Source organism: Aeromonas sp. Y293-4, from assembly GCF_027705905.1.
In the GTDB taxonomy this organism is placed as follows: Bacteria; Pseudomonadota; Gammaproteobacteria; order Enterobacterales; family Aeromonadaceae; genus Aeromonas; species Aeromonas veronii.
The window spans coordinates 16697-31701 of the sequence record NZ_JAPDCI010000002.1 but is presented as its reverse complement, the minus strand read 5'-3'; the positions used below and the strand labels follow the sequence as shown (position 1 = coordinate 31701).

Here is a 15005-nt window from a genome sequence, read left to right as displayed (position 1 = left end):
GCGCGGTCAGGCCCCGATTTGGATGTGAGGACGTTGCCGGAGCCGGCTAGCGGCCACAGGCAGGCCCGTGGGGTTGGGCCAGCATGGTGAACATGCTCTCTATCATAAAGGCGGATTCGCCCTGCAGGTCTATCCGCCCCGGAAAGTGGAGCCAGTTGATGATGTAGCCATCCAGAGTGCAGTGGAGCAGGGTGGCGGCGCGCTGCAGGTTGAGGTTGGCGGGCAGTTGGCCCCGCCGTACCGCATTGGCCAGGGTGGTCTCCAGGTCCCGAAAGAAGTTGGCGGACTGGCTGCGGATATGCTCGCGCAATGAGATGGCTTCCCCCTCAAGCGATTCGAGATTGAACAGGATGGTGAACATCTGCCGCTGGGCCGGATTGTGAATGAAGCTGTGGAGCACCCCTTCGAAGAAGAGGCGCAGTTGCCCCAGCGGATCCGGCTCATCTGGATTGAGGCAGGCATCGAGCTGGTGGGCGAGGGGGCTGCAGAGCTCCTGCCAGAGCGAAATGAAGAGTTCATCCTTGTTCTTGAAGTGCCAATAGATGGCCCCGCGGGTCAGGTCTGCCGCCCTGGCGATGTCGGTCAGGCTGGTCTTGGCCAGGCCCTGAGAGCAGAACAGATCCAGCGCCGTGCTCATGATGTGGCAGCGGGTTTGCTGCGCCTCTTCTTTGGTTCGTCTGGCCATCGAAATTTGTGCCTCATGCAAGCAAAAAGTCACTTACATACATTTATGAATGTATGTATATTGCCTCATCTTTCGACTATTTACCAACAGGGCCCATGCGGCCCTGATTGTTCATTGACTGGCAAAGGCTCAGGTGTTTCATGCATAAACATATTCTTGCTCGTTCAGTTGGTCTTGCCTTGCTGGCTACAGGCTTGCTGGCAGGTTGTGGTGACAAGGGGGGCGCACCTCAGGGACAGGACGACATGCCCCCCGCGGCGGTCAACGTGGTGACCCTGCAGAGCGGTCCGCTGATGTTGACCACCGAGTTGACTGGTCGCAGCGCCCCGTTGCGGGTGGCCGAAGTGCGTCCGCAAGTGAGCGGCATCATCCTCAAGCGCCTCTTTACCGAGGGAAGCGATGTGAAGGCGGGCGATCTGCTCTATCAGATCGATCCGGCTGTCTATCAGGCGGCGGTTGCCAGCGCCAAGGCCAATCTGGCCAAGGCCGAGGCCAACGAGCAGAGTGCCCGCCTCAAGGCGCAGCGCTATCAGGAGCTGCTCAAGGTCAAATCCATCAGCCGTCAGGACTATGACGACGCCGATGCGAGCTGGAAGCAGGCCAAGGCCGAGATCATGGCGAGCAAGGCAGCTTTGCGCACTGCCGAGATCAATCTCGGTTACACCCGCATCACCGCCCCCATTAGCGGCCGCATCGGTAAATCCGCGGTGACCGAGGGGGCACTGGTAACCGCCCAGCAGGCTGACAGCCTGACCGCCATTCAGCAGCTCGATCCCATGTATGTGGATGTGCGTCAGTCCACCGCCGATCTGCTGCGCCTCAAGCGACTGGTCGCCGAGGGCAAGCTGACTCAGGACGAGCAGAAGGGGGCCAGGGTGACCTTCCAGCTGGAAGATGGCTCCACTTACGGCGAAGAGGGCTCGTTGCAGTTCTCCGATGTGACCGTGGATGAGACCTCCGGCATGGTGACCCTGCGGGTGATTGTGCCCAACCCTCACCAACTGCTGCTGCCCGGCATGTTTATGCGCGCGACCCTGCAAGAGGGTGAGCGGGCGCAAGGGCTGCTGGTGCCGCAAACTGCCGTGACTCGCACCCCCAACGGCGGCGCCACCGTGATGGTGGTAACCGCTGACAACAAGGTGGAGCTGCGCAACGTGCAGCTGAGCCGGGTCGTCGGCAGCAACTGGGTGGTGGAGTCAGGGCTCACCTCCGGCGAGCGTGTGATCGTGGCTGGCTTGCAGAAAGTACGACCGGGCGCCGTGGTCAATCCCGCCGAGCAGGGTGCTGATGCTCCGTCTGCTCAAGCTGCGCCCAACACCCCGGCCAACAAGTAGGATGGAGTAGTCGCTTCATGGCTCGATTTTTTATAGACAGACCCATTTTTGCCTGGGTGATCGCGCTGGTGATCATGCTGGCGGGCAGCCTGGCCATCATCAAATTGCCGGTCGCCCAGTATCCGAGCATTGCGCCGCCTGCTGTCGGTATTTCCGCCAGCTATCCGGGCGCATCCGCCAAAACGGTGGAGGACTCGGTGACCCAGATCATCGAACAGAACATGACCGGGCTGGATCACCTGCTCTACATGTCCTCCCAGTCTGACTCCGCGGGGCGGGTGTCGGTGACCCTGACCTTCCAGCCGGGGACCGATCCCGATATCGCCCAGGTGCAGGTGCAGAACAAGCTGCAGCAGGCGATGTCGCTGCTGCCGCAAGAAGTTCAGCAGCAGGGGATCCGGGTCCAGAAGACTTCCAGCAGCTTCCTGATGGTCGCGGCGTTTATCTCCAGCGATGGCAGCATGAACAACGACGACCTGGCGGATTATGTGGTCTCCAACATCAAGGAGCCCCTGAGTCGTCTGGACGGGGTAGGGGATATCACCTTGTTCGGCAGCCAGTACTCCATGCGGGTCTGGCTCGATCCCAACAAGCTCAACCGGGTGCAGATGACCCCGGGGGATGTGCAGGCAGCCATCAAGGCGCAGAACGCCCAGGTGGCGTTCGGCAAGCTGGGTGGTACTCCGTCGGTGGAAGATCAGCAGTTCACCGCCACCATCATGGGACAGACCCGTCTCTCTACCGTCGAGCAGTTCAACGACATCCTGCTGCGGGTGAATCAGGATGGCTCCAAGGTACGGCTGAAAGATGTGGCCCGGGTCGAGCTGGCGGGCGAAAGCTATGACGCTGATGCGCTCTACAACGGCCAGTCTACCGCCGCGGTTGCCATCAAGCTGGCGACCGGTGCCAACGCGTTGGATACCGCCGAGAAGGTGCGTGCCAAGCTCAATGAGCTGTCGGATTACTTCCCGGCCAACATGGAGATCGTCTACCCCTACGACACTACGCCGTTTGTGAAGATCTCCATCGAGGAGGTGGTGCAGACCCTGATCGAGGCGATCTTCCTGGTGTTCTGCGTCATGTATCTGTTCTTGCAGAACTTCCGCGCCACCCTGATCCCGACCATCGCGGTGCCTGTGGTGCTGCTCGGTACCTTCGGGGTGATGGCGGCGTTCGGCTTCTCCATCAACACCCTCACCATGTTCGGTATGGTGCTGGCCATCGGCCTGCTGGTGGATGACGCCATCGTGGTGGTGGAGAACGTGGAGCGTCTGATGAGCGAGGAGGATCTCTCCCCGCTGGAAGCGACCCGCAAGTCGATGACCCAGATCACCGGCGCGCTGGTGGGGATCGCGTTGGTGCTCTCAGCCGTGTTCGTGCCGATGGCCTTCTTCGGCGGCTCGACCGGCGCCATCTATCGCCAGTTCTCGCTGACCATCGTCTCGGCCATGGTGCTGTCGGTGCTGGTGGCGTTGATCCTGACACCGGCCCTTTGTGCCACCCTGCTCAAGCCGATGAAACATGGCGAGTTTGGTGCCAAGCGCGGCTTCTTTGGCTGGTTCAACCGCGCCTTTGATGCCGGTACCAACCGCTATCAGAGCGGTGTGCGCAAGGTGATCAAGCAGGGCGTGCGCTACAGCCTGATCTACGGTGCCATGCTGGCGGTACTGGCAGTGCTCTTTATGCGGATGCCCACCTCCTTCCTGCCGGAAGAGGATCAGGGGGTCATCATGTCCATGGTGCAACTGCCGGTGGGGGCCACCAAGCAGCGCACCGAGGTGGTGCTGGCGGACATGCGCGACTACTTCCTGAAAAACGAGAAGGATAATGTCGATTCTGTACTGACCGTATCCGGCTTCAGCTTCGCCGGTAGTGGCCAGAACGTGGGTATGGCCTTTATCAAGCTCAAGGACTGGAGCGAGCGCAAGAGCCCGGATCGCAGCGCCAATGCCATTATCGGTCGTGCCATGGGCTATCTCTTCAGCATCAAGGAGGCGCAAGTGTTCGCCTTTAACCTGCCTCCGATCCCGGAGCTGGGTACGGCGACCGGTTTTGACTTCTTCCTGCAGGATCGCGGTGGTATCGGTCACGACAAGCTGATGGCGGCGCGTAACCAGCTGCTCGGCATGGCGGCGCAGGATCCCACTCTGGTGCGGGTACGCCCGAACGGGATGGAAGACACCCCCCAGCTCGATATCAAGATCGACTACGAGAAGGCGCTGGCGCAGGGGCTCTCCATCGCGGATATCAACAACACCCTGGCCACAGCCTGGGGTTCGTCCTACGTTAATGACTTCGTTGACCGTGGCCGGATCAAGAAGGTCTACATGCAGGCGGATGCCCCCTTCCGGATGAACCCGGAAGATCTGAAACTCTGGTATGTGCGCAACAGTGCCGGTCAGATGGTGCCCTTCTCCGCCTTTGCCAGCACCGAGTGGAGCTTCGGTTCGCCCCGTCTGGAGCGCTACAACGGCGTGCCGGCGATGGAGATCGTCGGTGAAGCAGCGCCCGGCAAGAGTACCGGTGATGCGATGGCCGCCATCGAGCAGATGGTGAAACAGCTACCGGAAGGGGTGGGTATCGAGTGGACCGGACTCTCCTTCCAGGAGCGGCAGGCCGGTTCACAGGCGCCAGCGCTCTACGCCATCTCCTTGCTGGTGGTGTTCCTCTGTCTGGCGGCCCTCTACGAGAGCTGGAGCATTCCGTTCTCGGTGATGCTGGTGGTGCCGCTCGGGGTGTTGGGAGCCATTGTGGCAGCCACCTTGCGCGGGCTGGAGAACGATGTCTACTTCCAGGTTGGCCTGCTGACCACCATAGGCCTGTCGGCTAAGAACGCGATTTTGATCGTGGAATTTGCCAAAGAGCTCTATGATAAGGGGATGGGGCTGGGTGAAGCCGTGGTGGAGGCGGCGCGCCTGCGTCTGCGCCCGATCCTGATGACCTCGCTCGCCTTTATCCTCGGGGTGCTGCCGCTGGTGATCAGCTCCGGTGCCGGCGCCAGCAGCCGTAACGCCATCGGTACCGGCGTGATGGGGGGGATGATCAGCGCCACAGTGCTGGCCATCTTCTTCGTGCCGCTCTTCTTCGTGCTGGTGATGCGCTACTTCACCAAACACAGCAGCAAAGAAGAGCGCCTGACCCATGCCCATGAGTCAAAACATGACTGATGGCATGCAGGTTGAGTTAATTTGAACACAGTTCAATAAATCGCCAGCCTGGTGTGGTCCGGCTGACAATCAAACAGGGCAACCCCATGGGTTGCCCTGTTTTTTCTGGGCTTGCCGAGAGGTTCGTGTTACCGATTGTTGAAATAAGTAGCAGGGCGTTCAAGCTGGTTGTGATCAGCCTCGTGTTCAGCTTCAAATTGACCCCCAACGAGGTATTTTTTGCTGTTCATATGGGGGCAATACGAGATAGAATCCGGCATTAAATCGGGTCTGTGTGGTGTGCAATCTCACGAGAGAGCTGTGATAGCGTCTAGCGATGCATACCGCCAAAAATACAATTAAATGCTGGAGGACATGATGACCAACAGCTTGAGCAATGTGGTTAAAATCAGCGAACTGGGGGCTGCAACTCAGTGCGGTAGCCATGTCTCTTGTCGATTTAAGCTCAAGTAATGAGCACCTGCCCATCCGGTGATATGTATTAGATTGCAAATATCCATGCACTTCTTTGAGTTCCTGCGTCGTATCTCCCCCGAGCAACAATCTTGATCTCAAATGAACCTTACCCCTGTTATAAGAGCATCCTTTCTATGAAAATTTTAGTGACCGGTGGCGCAGGCTTTATCGGCTCTGCCGTGGTGCGCCATATCATCCGTGATACTCAGGATTCCGTTATCAATCTCGATAAACTCACCTATGCGGGCAATCTGGAATCGTTGGCCGATGTATCGACAAGCGAACGTTATGCGTTTGAGCAAGTGGATATCTGCAACCGTGCCGAACTGGATCGAGTGTTTGCCCTGCACCAGCCGGATGCCGTGATGCACCTGGCCGCCGAGAGCCACGTTGATCGCTCCATCACTGGCCCGGCGGATTTTATCGAAACCAATATCGTCGGCACCTATATGTTGCTGGAAGCGGCTCGCGCTTACTGGAATGGTCTTCCTGATCCGCGCAAAGCAGCCTTCCGCTTCCACCATATCTCCACCGACGAGGTGTATGGTGACCTGCCTCATCCCGATGAAGTGAGTGGTGACGAACCATTGCCACTCTTTACCGAAACCACTCCTTACGCCCCCAGCAGCCCCTATTCTGCCTCCAAGGCTTCCAGCGATCATCTGGTGCGTGCCTGGCGCCGCACTTATGGCCTGCCGACCATCGTCACCAACTGCTCCAACAACTACGGCCCTTACCACTTCCCCGAGAAGCTGATCCCGCTGGTGATCCTCAATGCGCTGGATGGCAAGCCGCTGCCGGTCTATGGCAAGGGCGACCAGATCCGTGACTGGCTCTATGTGGAAGATCACGCCCGCGCCCTCTACAAGGTAGTAACCACGGGCGTAGTGGGGGAGACCTACAACATCGGCGGTCACAACGAGAAGCAGAACCTCGACGTGGTGCACACCATCTGCGATCTGCTCGACGAACTGGTGCCCAAGGCGGGCTCTTACCGCGATCAAATCACCTATGTTGCCGACCGCCCCGGCCACGATCGCCGCTATGCCATCGATGCCAGCAAGATGAGCGCAGAACTGGATTGGCAGCCGCAAGAAACTTTCGAGTCGGGCATTCGCAAAACCGTGCAGTGGTATCTGGATAACCAGCAGTGGGTCAACAACGTCAAAAGCGGTGCCTACCAGAGCTGGATCGCCCAGCAGTATGGGGAGAAGAAATAATGAAAGGTATTATTCTGGCAGGTGGCTCCGGCACCCGGCTTTACCCCATCACCCGGGGGGTCTCCAAGCAACTGCTGCCGGTGTATGACAAACCGATGATCTATTACCCGCTCAGCACCCTGATGCTGGCCGGCATCCAGGATATTTTGATCATCACCACCCCGGAAGACAGTGACAGCTTCAAACGCCTGCTGGGGGATGGCAGCGATCTGGGCATTCGCCTGCAATATGCAGTGCAACCAAGCCCCGATGGCTTGGCGCAAGCCTTTATCATTGGTGAACAATTTATTGGCGATGATGCGGTCTGCCTGGTGCTGGGCGATAACATTTTCTACGGCCAATCGTTTAGCAAAACCCTGAAACAGGCTGCCAGTCGCCAAAGTGGTGCAACGGTATTTGGTTATCAGGTCAAAGACCCTGAGCGCTTCGGGGTGGTCGAATTTGATCACACCATGAAGGCCATCTCGATTGAAGAAAAACCGGCTAACCCCAAATCCAACTACGCCGTCACTGGTCTCTATTTCTATGACAACAAGGTGGTGGAGCTGGCCAAACAGGTGCAACCCTCACACCGTGGCGAGCTGGAAATCACCACCCTCAATGAGATGTACCTGAATGCCGGTGAACTGAGTGTGGAATTGCTCGGTCGCGGGTTTGCCTGGCTCGATACCGGCACCCACCAAAGCCTGCATGAGGCATCATCCTTTGTGCAAACCATCGAACATGTGCAGGGCTTGAAGGTCGCCTGCCTCGAAGAGATTGCCTGGCGCAATGGCTGGTTAACCACCGCCCGACTGGCGGAGCTGGCCAAACCCATGCTCAAAAACGACTACGGCCAATATTTGCAACGGCTGGTGGCAGAGGCAACCCGCAAAACGAATGCAGAGGTGAACGCATGAAAATCATGATCACCGGCTGTGATGGCCAAGTGGGCAGTTGCCTGGTTCAGCAATTAAACGGGCGAGCTGACATTGAATATTTGGCGGTTGACCGCGACCAGCTCGATATTACCGATGCGACCGCCGTGGAGCAGATGGTGCATGCATTTTGCCCCGATGCCATCATCAATGCTGCCGCACACACCGCCGTGGATAAAGCCGAGCAAGAAGTGGAGCTCTCTTATGCCATTAACCGCGATGGCCCGCACTATTTAGCCAAGGCCGCCAATGCCGTGGGGGCGGCCATGCTGCATATATCCACCGATTATGTGTTTGCCGGTGACAAGCAGGGTGAATATGCAGAAAGCGATGCCACCGACCCGCAAGGGGTATATGGCATGAGCAAGCTGGCTGGCGAGCAAGCGGTGGCCGCCGCCTGCCCGCGCCACATTATTTTGCGCACCGCCTGGGTGTTTTGCGAAACGGGCAACAACTTTGTTAAAACCATGCTGCGGCTGGCACAAAACCGCGACGAACTCGGCGTGGTAGCCGATCAATTCGGTGGCCCCACCTATGCCGGTGACATTGCCAAGGCGCTGATCACCATCGCCACCACACTGCACACCCGTGATCAACAATCTGATCAGCCACATGATCAACAGCGAGATCAACAACAAGGCGAGCCGTATTACGGCATTTATCACTTTGCCGGGCAGCCCCATGTGAACTGGCACCAGTTTGCCAGCGAGATTTTCAACCAGGCCAACGCGCAGGGCATTATCAGCAAAGTGATGCGAGTCAACGCCATCACCAGCGATCAATACCCGACCCCGGCCAAACGCCCGGCAAACTCCAAACTGAATTGCCAAAAAATTGAGCAGGCCTTTGGTATCAAGCCCAGCGATTGGCAAGCCGCGTTACACCATTTGAATCGTTATATGCCCATGTGAATATGAACGTGGTTGCTGATGTGTTGCCCCACTCAACAACATTCAACACTCAGCATCCACCACTCACTACTCAGCATTCAGCATTCAGCATCCACCATTCAGCACTCAACATTAAGCATTCAACATTATGCAAATCATCGACACCAAGATCCCCGACGTAAAAATCATTGAGCCGAAAGTATTTGGCGATGAACGCGGCTTTTTCTTTGAAAGTTTTAACCAGCAGCAATTTGAAGCCGCAGTCGGTTATCCGGTCAATTTCGTGCAGGATAACCACTCAAAATCAAGCAAAGGAGTATTGCGCGGCTTGCACTACCAGTTGCCCCCCCATGCCCAGGGCAAACTGGTGCGCTGTGTAGTGGGTGAAGTATTTGATGTAGCAGTAGATATTCGCAAAAGCTCACCGACCTTCGGGCAATGGGTGGGGGTACACCTCTCTGCCGACAACAAACGCCAACTGTGGATCCCGGAAGGGTTTGCCCATGGGTTTGTAACGCTGAGCGAGACTGCTGAGTTCTTATATAAAACAACCAATTACTATGCACCACAATCTGAAGGCACTATTCGTTGGGATGATCCGCAAGTAGGAATTGAGTGGCCAATTGAAGGTGAAGTCAGTCTATCGAAGAAAGATCAAGAGGCGGTTAGCTTGCAATTCGCAATAGTATTTTAATTAAAAATACATTCATATTGAATCCTTATGCGCCGCAAGTTGATTAAACACTGAGTAATTGATGACTTTAAAATCAAATCTAAAATGGGTTGCTCTAGCCAAGGTAATTCAAATTGGCTTGCAATTAATCAGCTTAACGGTGTTAACTCGTTTATTAGACCCGAGCGAATATGGTCTGATGGCAATGGCAACAGTAGTGACTAACTTCACCCTCATTCTGCGTGACTTAGGGACTGCAGCCGCCATTATTCAGCGCAAAGAGCTTGATCAAACCATTAAATCCACGGTGTTTTGGCTCAATGTGATCATGGGCTCCAGTATTGCCTTGATGATCTTTTTTGCCTCGCCGTTAATTGCTCATTTGTTTAATGAACCTGCTTTGATGCAGGTATTGTTATGGCTAGCGTTAAGCTTCCCGATAGCTAGTTTGGGCACTGCCCAACAAGCATTGTTAGAGCGTGAATCTCATTTTAGAACGGTGGCAGGTATTGAGATTTGCGCTTCAGCAGTTGCCTTAATTGTTGCCTTGGGCATGGCCTATCAAGGTTTTGGTGTCTATAGCTTGGTGGGACAAACGCTGGTCACTTGCAGCATATCCACCTTCTTGCTATGGCGCAGCGCTCATTGGCGACCTAGCTTGATATTTGCCAAATCGCAATTGCGTCAGTTATTGGGTTTTAGTGGCAACTTAACCGCCTTTAATTTGATCAACTATTTTTCACGCAACAGCGATGCAATGATAATTGGCCATTATTTTACGGCGGCTGTGTTGGGTGCCTATTCGCTTGCCTATCGGGTGATGCTATTCCCGTTACAAAGTTTAACCTCGGTAGTATCGCGTTCGCTCTACCCATTAATGAGCCGCAAGCAGGATGACCCTGCGCAAATAAAAGCTATGTATCTAAAGGTGCTGACTTTTATTGCCAGCATTACCGCACCTATGATGGCGGGTTTGGCGATGTTGCGTGATCCCTTCGTGGTCATAACATTTGGTGCACAATGGTCCTTAGTGCCCTCCATTTTGTTGTGGTTAGCACCCACAGGTTTTATTCAGTCCTTGCTTAGCACTACCGGCAGCGTGTTCATGGCACATGGTAAAACAAAGTTATTAATGAAATTAGGATTACTTGGTGCAATTTTGCAAGTAAGTGCGTTTGTTATTGGTTCTCAGTACAATGTACAAGCACTAGCTATGTTTTATCTAGTCGCAAATATACTTAATGCTCTACCTGTTATGTATTACTGCATGAAAACGATTAATTGCAGTTTAAGAGAACTATTTATTCGCTTGGCTGCACCTATAATATGCGCTTCAATTATGGCTGTTGGCATGTTTTTGCTAACTCACATTGAATTGCTTAGTTTTAATCGTGAAGTTAATTTTTTTATCTGTATAGGGTTTGGTTGTTCTATATATATATTCTGCTATCGTTTGTTTTTTTCAAGACAATTGAGGGTGATTTTACCTGAAAAAATAAACAGGTGGCTTTTGCTATCTTAATATAAAATCAGGAAAAATAAATAATGGAAGTAGGTTTGTCATCATGAAATGTATTTATTTAATCATAATCTACAATAAAGATATTCTGAATTCTCAAACAGCACACTCTCTTTTGCATCCAGAAATTGATACTAAATCGGCTAGTCTAATCGTTTGGAACAACGGCCCTTCGGAAATTACGTTAGATATTGATGATGCGACAAAATATAAATGGCAGCATATTGAGCTAATCCAAACGCTGGATAACAAACCATTAAGTTATATCTATAACCAAGTGATAGAACGCTACCCTGGTGATAGATATGTGTTTCTCGATGATGACTCACAATTAACAGCAGAATACCTGGCTGCTGTGTCAAGTAGCCAAGCGGGTGTTGCCGTACCTGCGATATATTCTCATAGCGAGCATCGCAGTCCGACGGTCAGTGGTAAGTTTAATCCTGGGCCATATCAAGTAACTGATAAGGTTATCGCGATAGGCAGTGGTATTGGTGTGCGCCACGATATCGCACAAAAAATAAAAAATCATTACGGTGATGTTTTTGATAGTCGCTTTGCTTTATATGGCGTTGATACAACCTTTTTTTTGCGGTTACATCAGTTGGGTTTATCTGATCAAGTTGAGATGATTGATGGTTTTGAACACAGCCTCTCTCGGCTTGAAAGCGAGTCACAAGCCATGAGCCGATTTCGTCAGGTTGAGCGAGCTTATGATCTTGGTTTGACAATGCGCCATTACACCCCTTGGAGACAAGCAATATTCGTTATTGTTAAACAAGCCGTTAAGTTAGCATTAGGTAAATTAACGTGGTTGCAGTTTGTTGCTTTATGTAAGGCATTTAAAACTGGCCGTCACCCCAAGTGTGTTAACTACTAAATATACAACTACCATTCTGGACTTATTATGAAAATTGCCGTTGCCGGAACCGGGTATGTCGGTTTATCCAATGCGGTGCTGCTTGCCCAGCACCATGAAGTGGTTGCCCTTGATGTGCTGCCAGAGAAGGTGGCACTGATTAACGCGCGCCAGTCGCCGATTGTTGATATTGAAATTGAGCACTACCTGCAAACCAAAGTGCTTAATTTAACCGCAACGGTTGATAAGCAGCAGGCTTATCAGGGTGCTGACTTTGTGATCATCGCCACTCCAACCGATTACGACCCCAGCACCAACTATTTCAACACCCGCACGGTAGAAGCCGTGGTGCGTGACGTGATGGCCATCAACCCGGCAGCGGTCATGGTGATTAAATCAACGGTGCCGGTCGGTTTTACTGCCAAACTGCGTGAAGAACTGGGCTGTGACAATCTGCTGTTCTCGCCAGAATTTTTGCGTGAAGGGCGCGCCCTGTATGACAACCTGCACCCCTCCCGTATTGTGGTCGGTGAGCGTTCCGAGCGCGCACAAGCCTTTGCCAATTTGCTGCTCGAAGGGGCGATTAAAGATGAAGTGCCGGTGCTGCTCACCGACAGCACGGAAGCTGAAGCCATTAAGCTGTTTGCCAATACCTATCTGGCGATGCGGGTGGCCTATTTCAATGAGCTGGATACCTATGCCCAATCACACGGCCTCGATTCACGGCAAATCATTGAAGGGGTCGGCCTAGACCCACGCATTGGCAACCATTACAATAACCCCTCTTTCGGTTATGGCGGTTACTGCCTGCCGAAAGACACCAAACAGTTATTGGCCAACTATTCTGAAGTGCCGAATAACCTGATCCGCGCCATCGTTGATGCCAACACCACCCGCAAAGATTTTATTGCCGAATCTATTTTGCGCCGTAACCCCAAGCGGGTAGGGGTTTACCGCCTGGTGATGAAAGCCGGCTCTGACAACTTCCGCGCCAGCGCTATTCAAGGCATTATGAAGCGCCTCAAAGCCAAGGGCATTGAGGTGGTGGTGTATGAACCCACCTTAAAAGAGACCACATTCTACCACTCGCGCGTCATCACCGACCTTGAGCAATTTAAAGCTGACTGTGACGTCATCATTGCGAACCGTATGGTTGATGATATTCGAGATGTTGCCGATAAAGTGTATACCCGTGATTTGTTTGGGTGTGATTGATTTCAATTAAATTTTTTGAGAATTATTCTAGCCAAGGAGTATGTGTGTTTGAGCAATCTGTATCTGTTGTTATTCCTACTTATAATAGAGCTCACCTAATAGAGCGTGCTATTAAAAGTGTATTAGCACAAACTGTTACTTCATTAGAAGTTATCGTTGTTGATGATTGTTCAATCGATAACACTGCTGATGTAGTTAATAGCATCAGTGACGATCGCATAATATACATACAGCTTCAGAATAACTCTGGTGCTAATGTAGCTAGAAATATCGGTGTGCAACATGCGAAGTATAATTTAGTTGCATTTCAAGATAGTGATGATATTTGGCATCGTAATAAGCTTGAGACTCAAATTGATTTTTTGATAAATCACGATCTTGATATCGTAGCATCTAGGTATAATCAGTATATTCATGATAACTTCAATGCGATTATTCCGCCGATGATGGTTGACTCAAAGGATTTAGCAACGATTGAGTTGACACAAAATGTGATGAGTACCCAGACAATTTTAGGCAAAAGACAGTGCTTTTTAAACGAGCCTTTTGATATTAGCTTTCCAAGATTACAAGATTGGGAATTGGCGATTAGATTGACCTCTCGGTATAAGTGTGGTTATTTAAATAAACCGTTGGTAGATGTTTATTTACAGGCGGATAGCATATCCTCAAATCCAGAAAAACTTTTTGAAGCTTATAAAATGTTATTAGAAAAGCATCATGACTTATACAAGTATGAAGCATTAAAGTATGAAGCTATAAGTATCACGGCATATAAAGCTGCAGTACTAGCAAAAAAAAATGGAAAAAAACTCTTATACTCTGCATATGAAAAAAATAAATCAATAAAAATTATTATATATATATTCATTGACTTTATGAACATGGCTGGTTCTTTGATTTATTTAAATAGAAGAATAAGGCTCTTGAGGTGTAGCATTAAGTGAATAATTTTTTTTGACGGTTGAGGTGGCTTTTTAATATATTGCAGGGTGATAATACATTTAAACGTTGTGAGAATTAATTTTGTGATTAATTTGTAGATGTTGTTTGTGTATGTACAAATTGATATTGTAGATTCATATATATTTAAGTTGGATTTCTATGAAAAATAGTACAGTGTTGCCAATAATAGTGTTATTTCATCCTAATGAGGAATTATTATATAGATTGTTGTTTAGTCTTGTGGGTCAAGTCAATACTATCTGTATTATAGATAACACGCCAGTTACTGTTAAGGAAAAGGTATTGGCAATTTGTAATAAAATGTCACTTGAGGCAGTTTATTTTGATTTAAACGAAAATAAAGGGATTGCCTATGCCCAGAATGTTGGGATTCGATATGCAATAGAAAAAAACTATTCACATGTTTTATTATTAGATCAAGATAGCCAGTTGCCTTGTGAATTCATCTCTAATATGAAAAAGCATGAAGCAATTTTGCTCAATAATGGGCATAAAGTTGCTGCTGTTGGCCCTGCATTTAAAGATGAAAAAACGAATGAAATCGCTGCGGCTATTCAGCAAACAAAACCCACACAAATTGATATAAACACCAAAAATCCGATTCATTGTGATTACATAATTGCATCCGGATCTTTAATAAGAACATCAGTTTTCAACGAAGTTGGGTTGATGTTAGACGAATTGTTTATTGACTGGGTAGATATTGAGTGGGGTGAACGCTGTGCACATGATGGTTTTAACTCCTATATGATACCATCTATAGTGATGAATCATAGCATTGGAGATGAATATGTTAACTATTTAGGGCGTAAAATTAATTTACACTCAGATTTTAGAAATTATTTTATAGTAAGAAATGCAGTCTATTTACTGAAATTAAAAAAAATCAAATCAAATTTGAAATTATCACTATTCATTAAAATTCCACAATATGTATTTTTTTACTCACTTTTTTCAAAGAGAAAGTGTTATTCATTTTTCCTTCTTTTAAGAGCTATTGGTGATGGTGCTATTGGTAAGATGGATAAAGGTTATTTTAATTGATGGTTCATACCGTAATGACATAGCTATAATAAGGGCAGTTTGTGTTTATATTCGCAAGCA

12 protein-coding genes are annotated in these 15005 nt (G+C 50.6%); 11 read left to right on the top strand and 1 reads right to left on the bottom strand.

What is annotated here, in order from left to right; all coding sequences use genetic code 11:
* Nucleotides 1–46: 46 nt before the first annotated feature.
* Nucleotides 47–685 (bottom strand): TetR family transcriptional regulator, encoded by a 639-nt coding sequence (locus OKC31_RS02305; RefSeq protein ID WP_005359187.1) that lies wholly within the window; start codon nt 683–685, stop codon nt 47–49.
* Between the two features lie 140 nt (nt 686–825).
* Here OKC31_RS02305 and OKC31_RS02300 point away from each other — a divergent pair, with 140 nt between their 5' ends.
* The 11 genes from OKC31_RS02300 to OKC31_RS02250 all read left to right on the top strand — a co-directional run bounded on the left by OKC31_RS02300 (nt 826) and on the right by OKC31_RS02250 (nt 14945).
* The gene (locus OKC31_RS02300) at nt 826–2019 is read left to right on the top strand and encodes an efflux RND transporter periplasmic adaptor subunit (protein WP_270656162.1); all 1194 of its coding nucleotides are present in this window, start codon (nt 826–828) and stop codon (nt 2017–2019) included.
* 17 nt (nt 2020–2036) lie between these two features.
* On the top strand, nt 2037–5186 hold the full coding sequence (locus OKC31_RS02295; RefSeq protein ID WP_270656159.1) for an efflux RND transporter permease subunit: 3150 nt from the start codon (nt 2037–2039) through the stop codon (nt 5184–5186).
* 590 nt (nt 5187–5776) lie between these two features.
* A complete protein-coding gene (gene rfbB, locus OKC31_RS02290; RefSeq protein WP_270656156.1) occupies nt 5777–6862 on the top strand; it encodes a dTDP-glucose 4,6-dehydratase in 1086 nt (361 codons plus the stop codon).
* A complete protein-coding gene (rfbA, locus tag OKC31_RS02285) occupies nt 6862–7761 on the top strand; it encodes a glucose-1-phosphate thymidylyltransferase RfbA (protein WP_270656153.1) in 900 nt (299 codons plus the stop codon). Before rfbB ends, rfbA begins: the two co-directional genes overlap by 1 nt.
* Entirely contained in the window at nt 7758–8690 is a 933-nt protein-coding gene (gene rfbD / locus OKC31_RS02280; RefSeq protein WP_270656150.1) for a dTDP-4-dehydrorhamnose reductase, read from the top strand. Before rfbA ends, rfbD begins: the two co-directional genes overlap by 4 nt.
* A gap of 127 nt (nt 8691–8817) precedes the next feature.
* Nucleotides 8818–9363: a dTDP-4-dehydrorhamnose 3,5-epimerase gene (rfbC, locus tag OKC31_RS02275; protein WP_270656148.1), complete on the top strand. Its 546-nt coding sequence runs from the start codon at nt 8818–8820 to the stop codon at nt 9361–9363.
* A 61-nt stretch (nt 9364–9424) separates the two neighbouring features.
* Nucleotides 9425–10864 (top strand): MOP flippase family protein, encoded by a 1440-nt coding sequence (locus tag OKC31_RS02270; RefSeq protein WP_270656146.1) that lies wholly within the window; start codon nt 9425–9427, stop codon nt 10862–10864.
* 43 nt (nt 10865–10907) lie between these two features.
* On the top strand, nt 10908–11741 hold the full coding sequence (locus tag OKC31_RS02265) for a glycosyltransferase family 2 protein (protein ID WP_270656144.1): 834 nt from the start codon (nt 10908–10910) through the stop codon (nt 11739–11741).
* Nucleotides 11742–11768: 27 nt separating this feature from the next.
* Entirely contained in the window at nt 11769–12935 is a 1167-nt protein-coding gene (locus OKC31_RS02260) for a nucleotide sugar dehydrogenase (protein ID WP_270656141.1), read from the top strand.
* 44 nt (nt 12936–12979) lie between these two features.
* Entirely contained in the window at nt 12980–13882 is a 903-nt protein-coding gene (locus OKC31_RS02255) for a glycosyltransferase family 2 protein (protein WP_270656140.1), read from the top strand.
* A gap of 157 nt (nt 13883–14039) precedes the next feature.
* On the top strand, nt 14040–14945 hold the full coding sequence (locus OKC31_RS02250; RefSeq protein ID WP_270656139.1) for a glycosyltransferase family 2 protein: 906 nt from the start codon (nt 14040–14042) through the stop codon (nt 14943–14945).
* Nucleotides 14946–15005: the final 60 nt, after the last annotated feature.

What these genes read in the sequence shown, in the direction of transcription:
- rfbB (WP_270656156.1), top strand. Translation starts at nt 5,777, where the DNA reads ATGAAAATTTTAGTGACCGGTGGCGCAGGCTTTATCGGCTCTGCCGTG.
- rfbC (WP_270656148.1), top strand. Translation starts at nt 8,818, where the DNA reads ATGCAAATCATCGACACCAAGATCCCCGACGTAAAAATCATTGAGCCG.
- OKC31_RS02300 (WP_270656162.1), top strand. Translation starts at nt 826, where the DNA reads ATGCATAAACATATTCTTGCTCGTTCAGTTGGTCTTGCCTTGCTGGCT.
- OKC31_RS02260 (WP_270656141.1), top strand. Translation starts at nt 11,769, where the DNA reads ATGAAAATTGCCGTTGCCGGAACCGGGTATGTCGGTTTATCCAATGCG.
- OKC31_RS02305 (WP_005359187.1), bottom strand. Translation starts at nt 685, where the DNA reads ATGGCCAGACGAACCAAAGAAGAGGCGCAGCAAACCCGCTGCCACATC.
- OKC31_RS02270 (WP_270656146.1), top strand. Translation starts at nt 9,425, where the DNA reads ATGACTTTAAAATCAAATCTAAAATGGGTTGCTCTAGCCAAGGTAATT.
- rfbD (WP_270656150.1), top strand. Translation starts at nt 7,758, where the DNA reads ATGAAAATCATGATCACCGGCTGTGATGGCCAAGTGGGCAGTTGCCTG.
- rfbA (WP_270656153.1), top strand. Translation starts at nt 6,862, where the DNA reads ATGAAAGGTATTATTCTGGCAGGTGGCTCCGGCACCCGGCTTTACCCC.
- OKC31_RS02295 (WP_270656159.1), top strand. Translation starts at nt 2,037, where the DNA reads ATGGCTCGATTTTTTATAGACAGACCCATTTTTGCCTGGGTGATCGCG.
- OKC31_RS02265 (WP_270656144.1), top strand. Translation starts at nt 10,908, where the DNA reads ATGAAATGTATTTATTTAATCATAATCTACAATAAAGATATTCTGAAT.
- OKC31_RS02250 (WP_270656139.1), top strand. Translation starts at nt 14,040, where the DNA reads ATGAAAAATAGTACAGTGTTGCCAATAATAGTGTTATTTCATCCTAAT.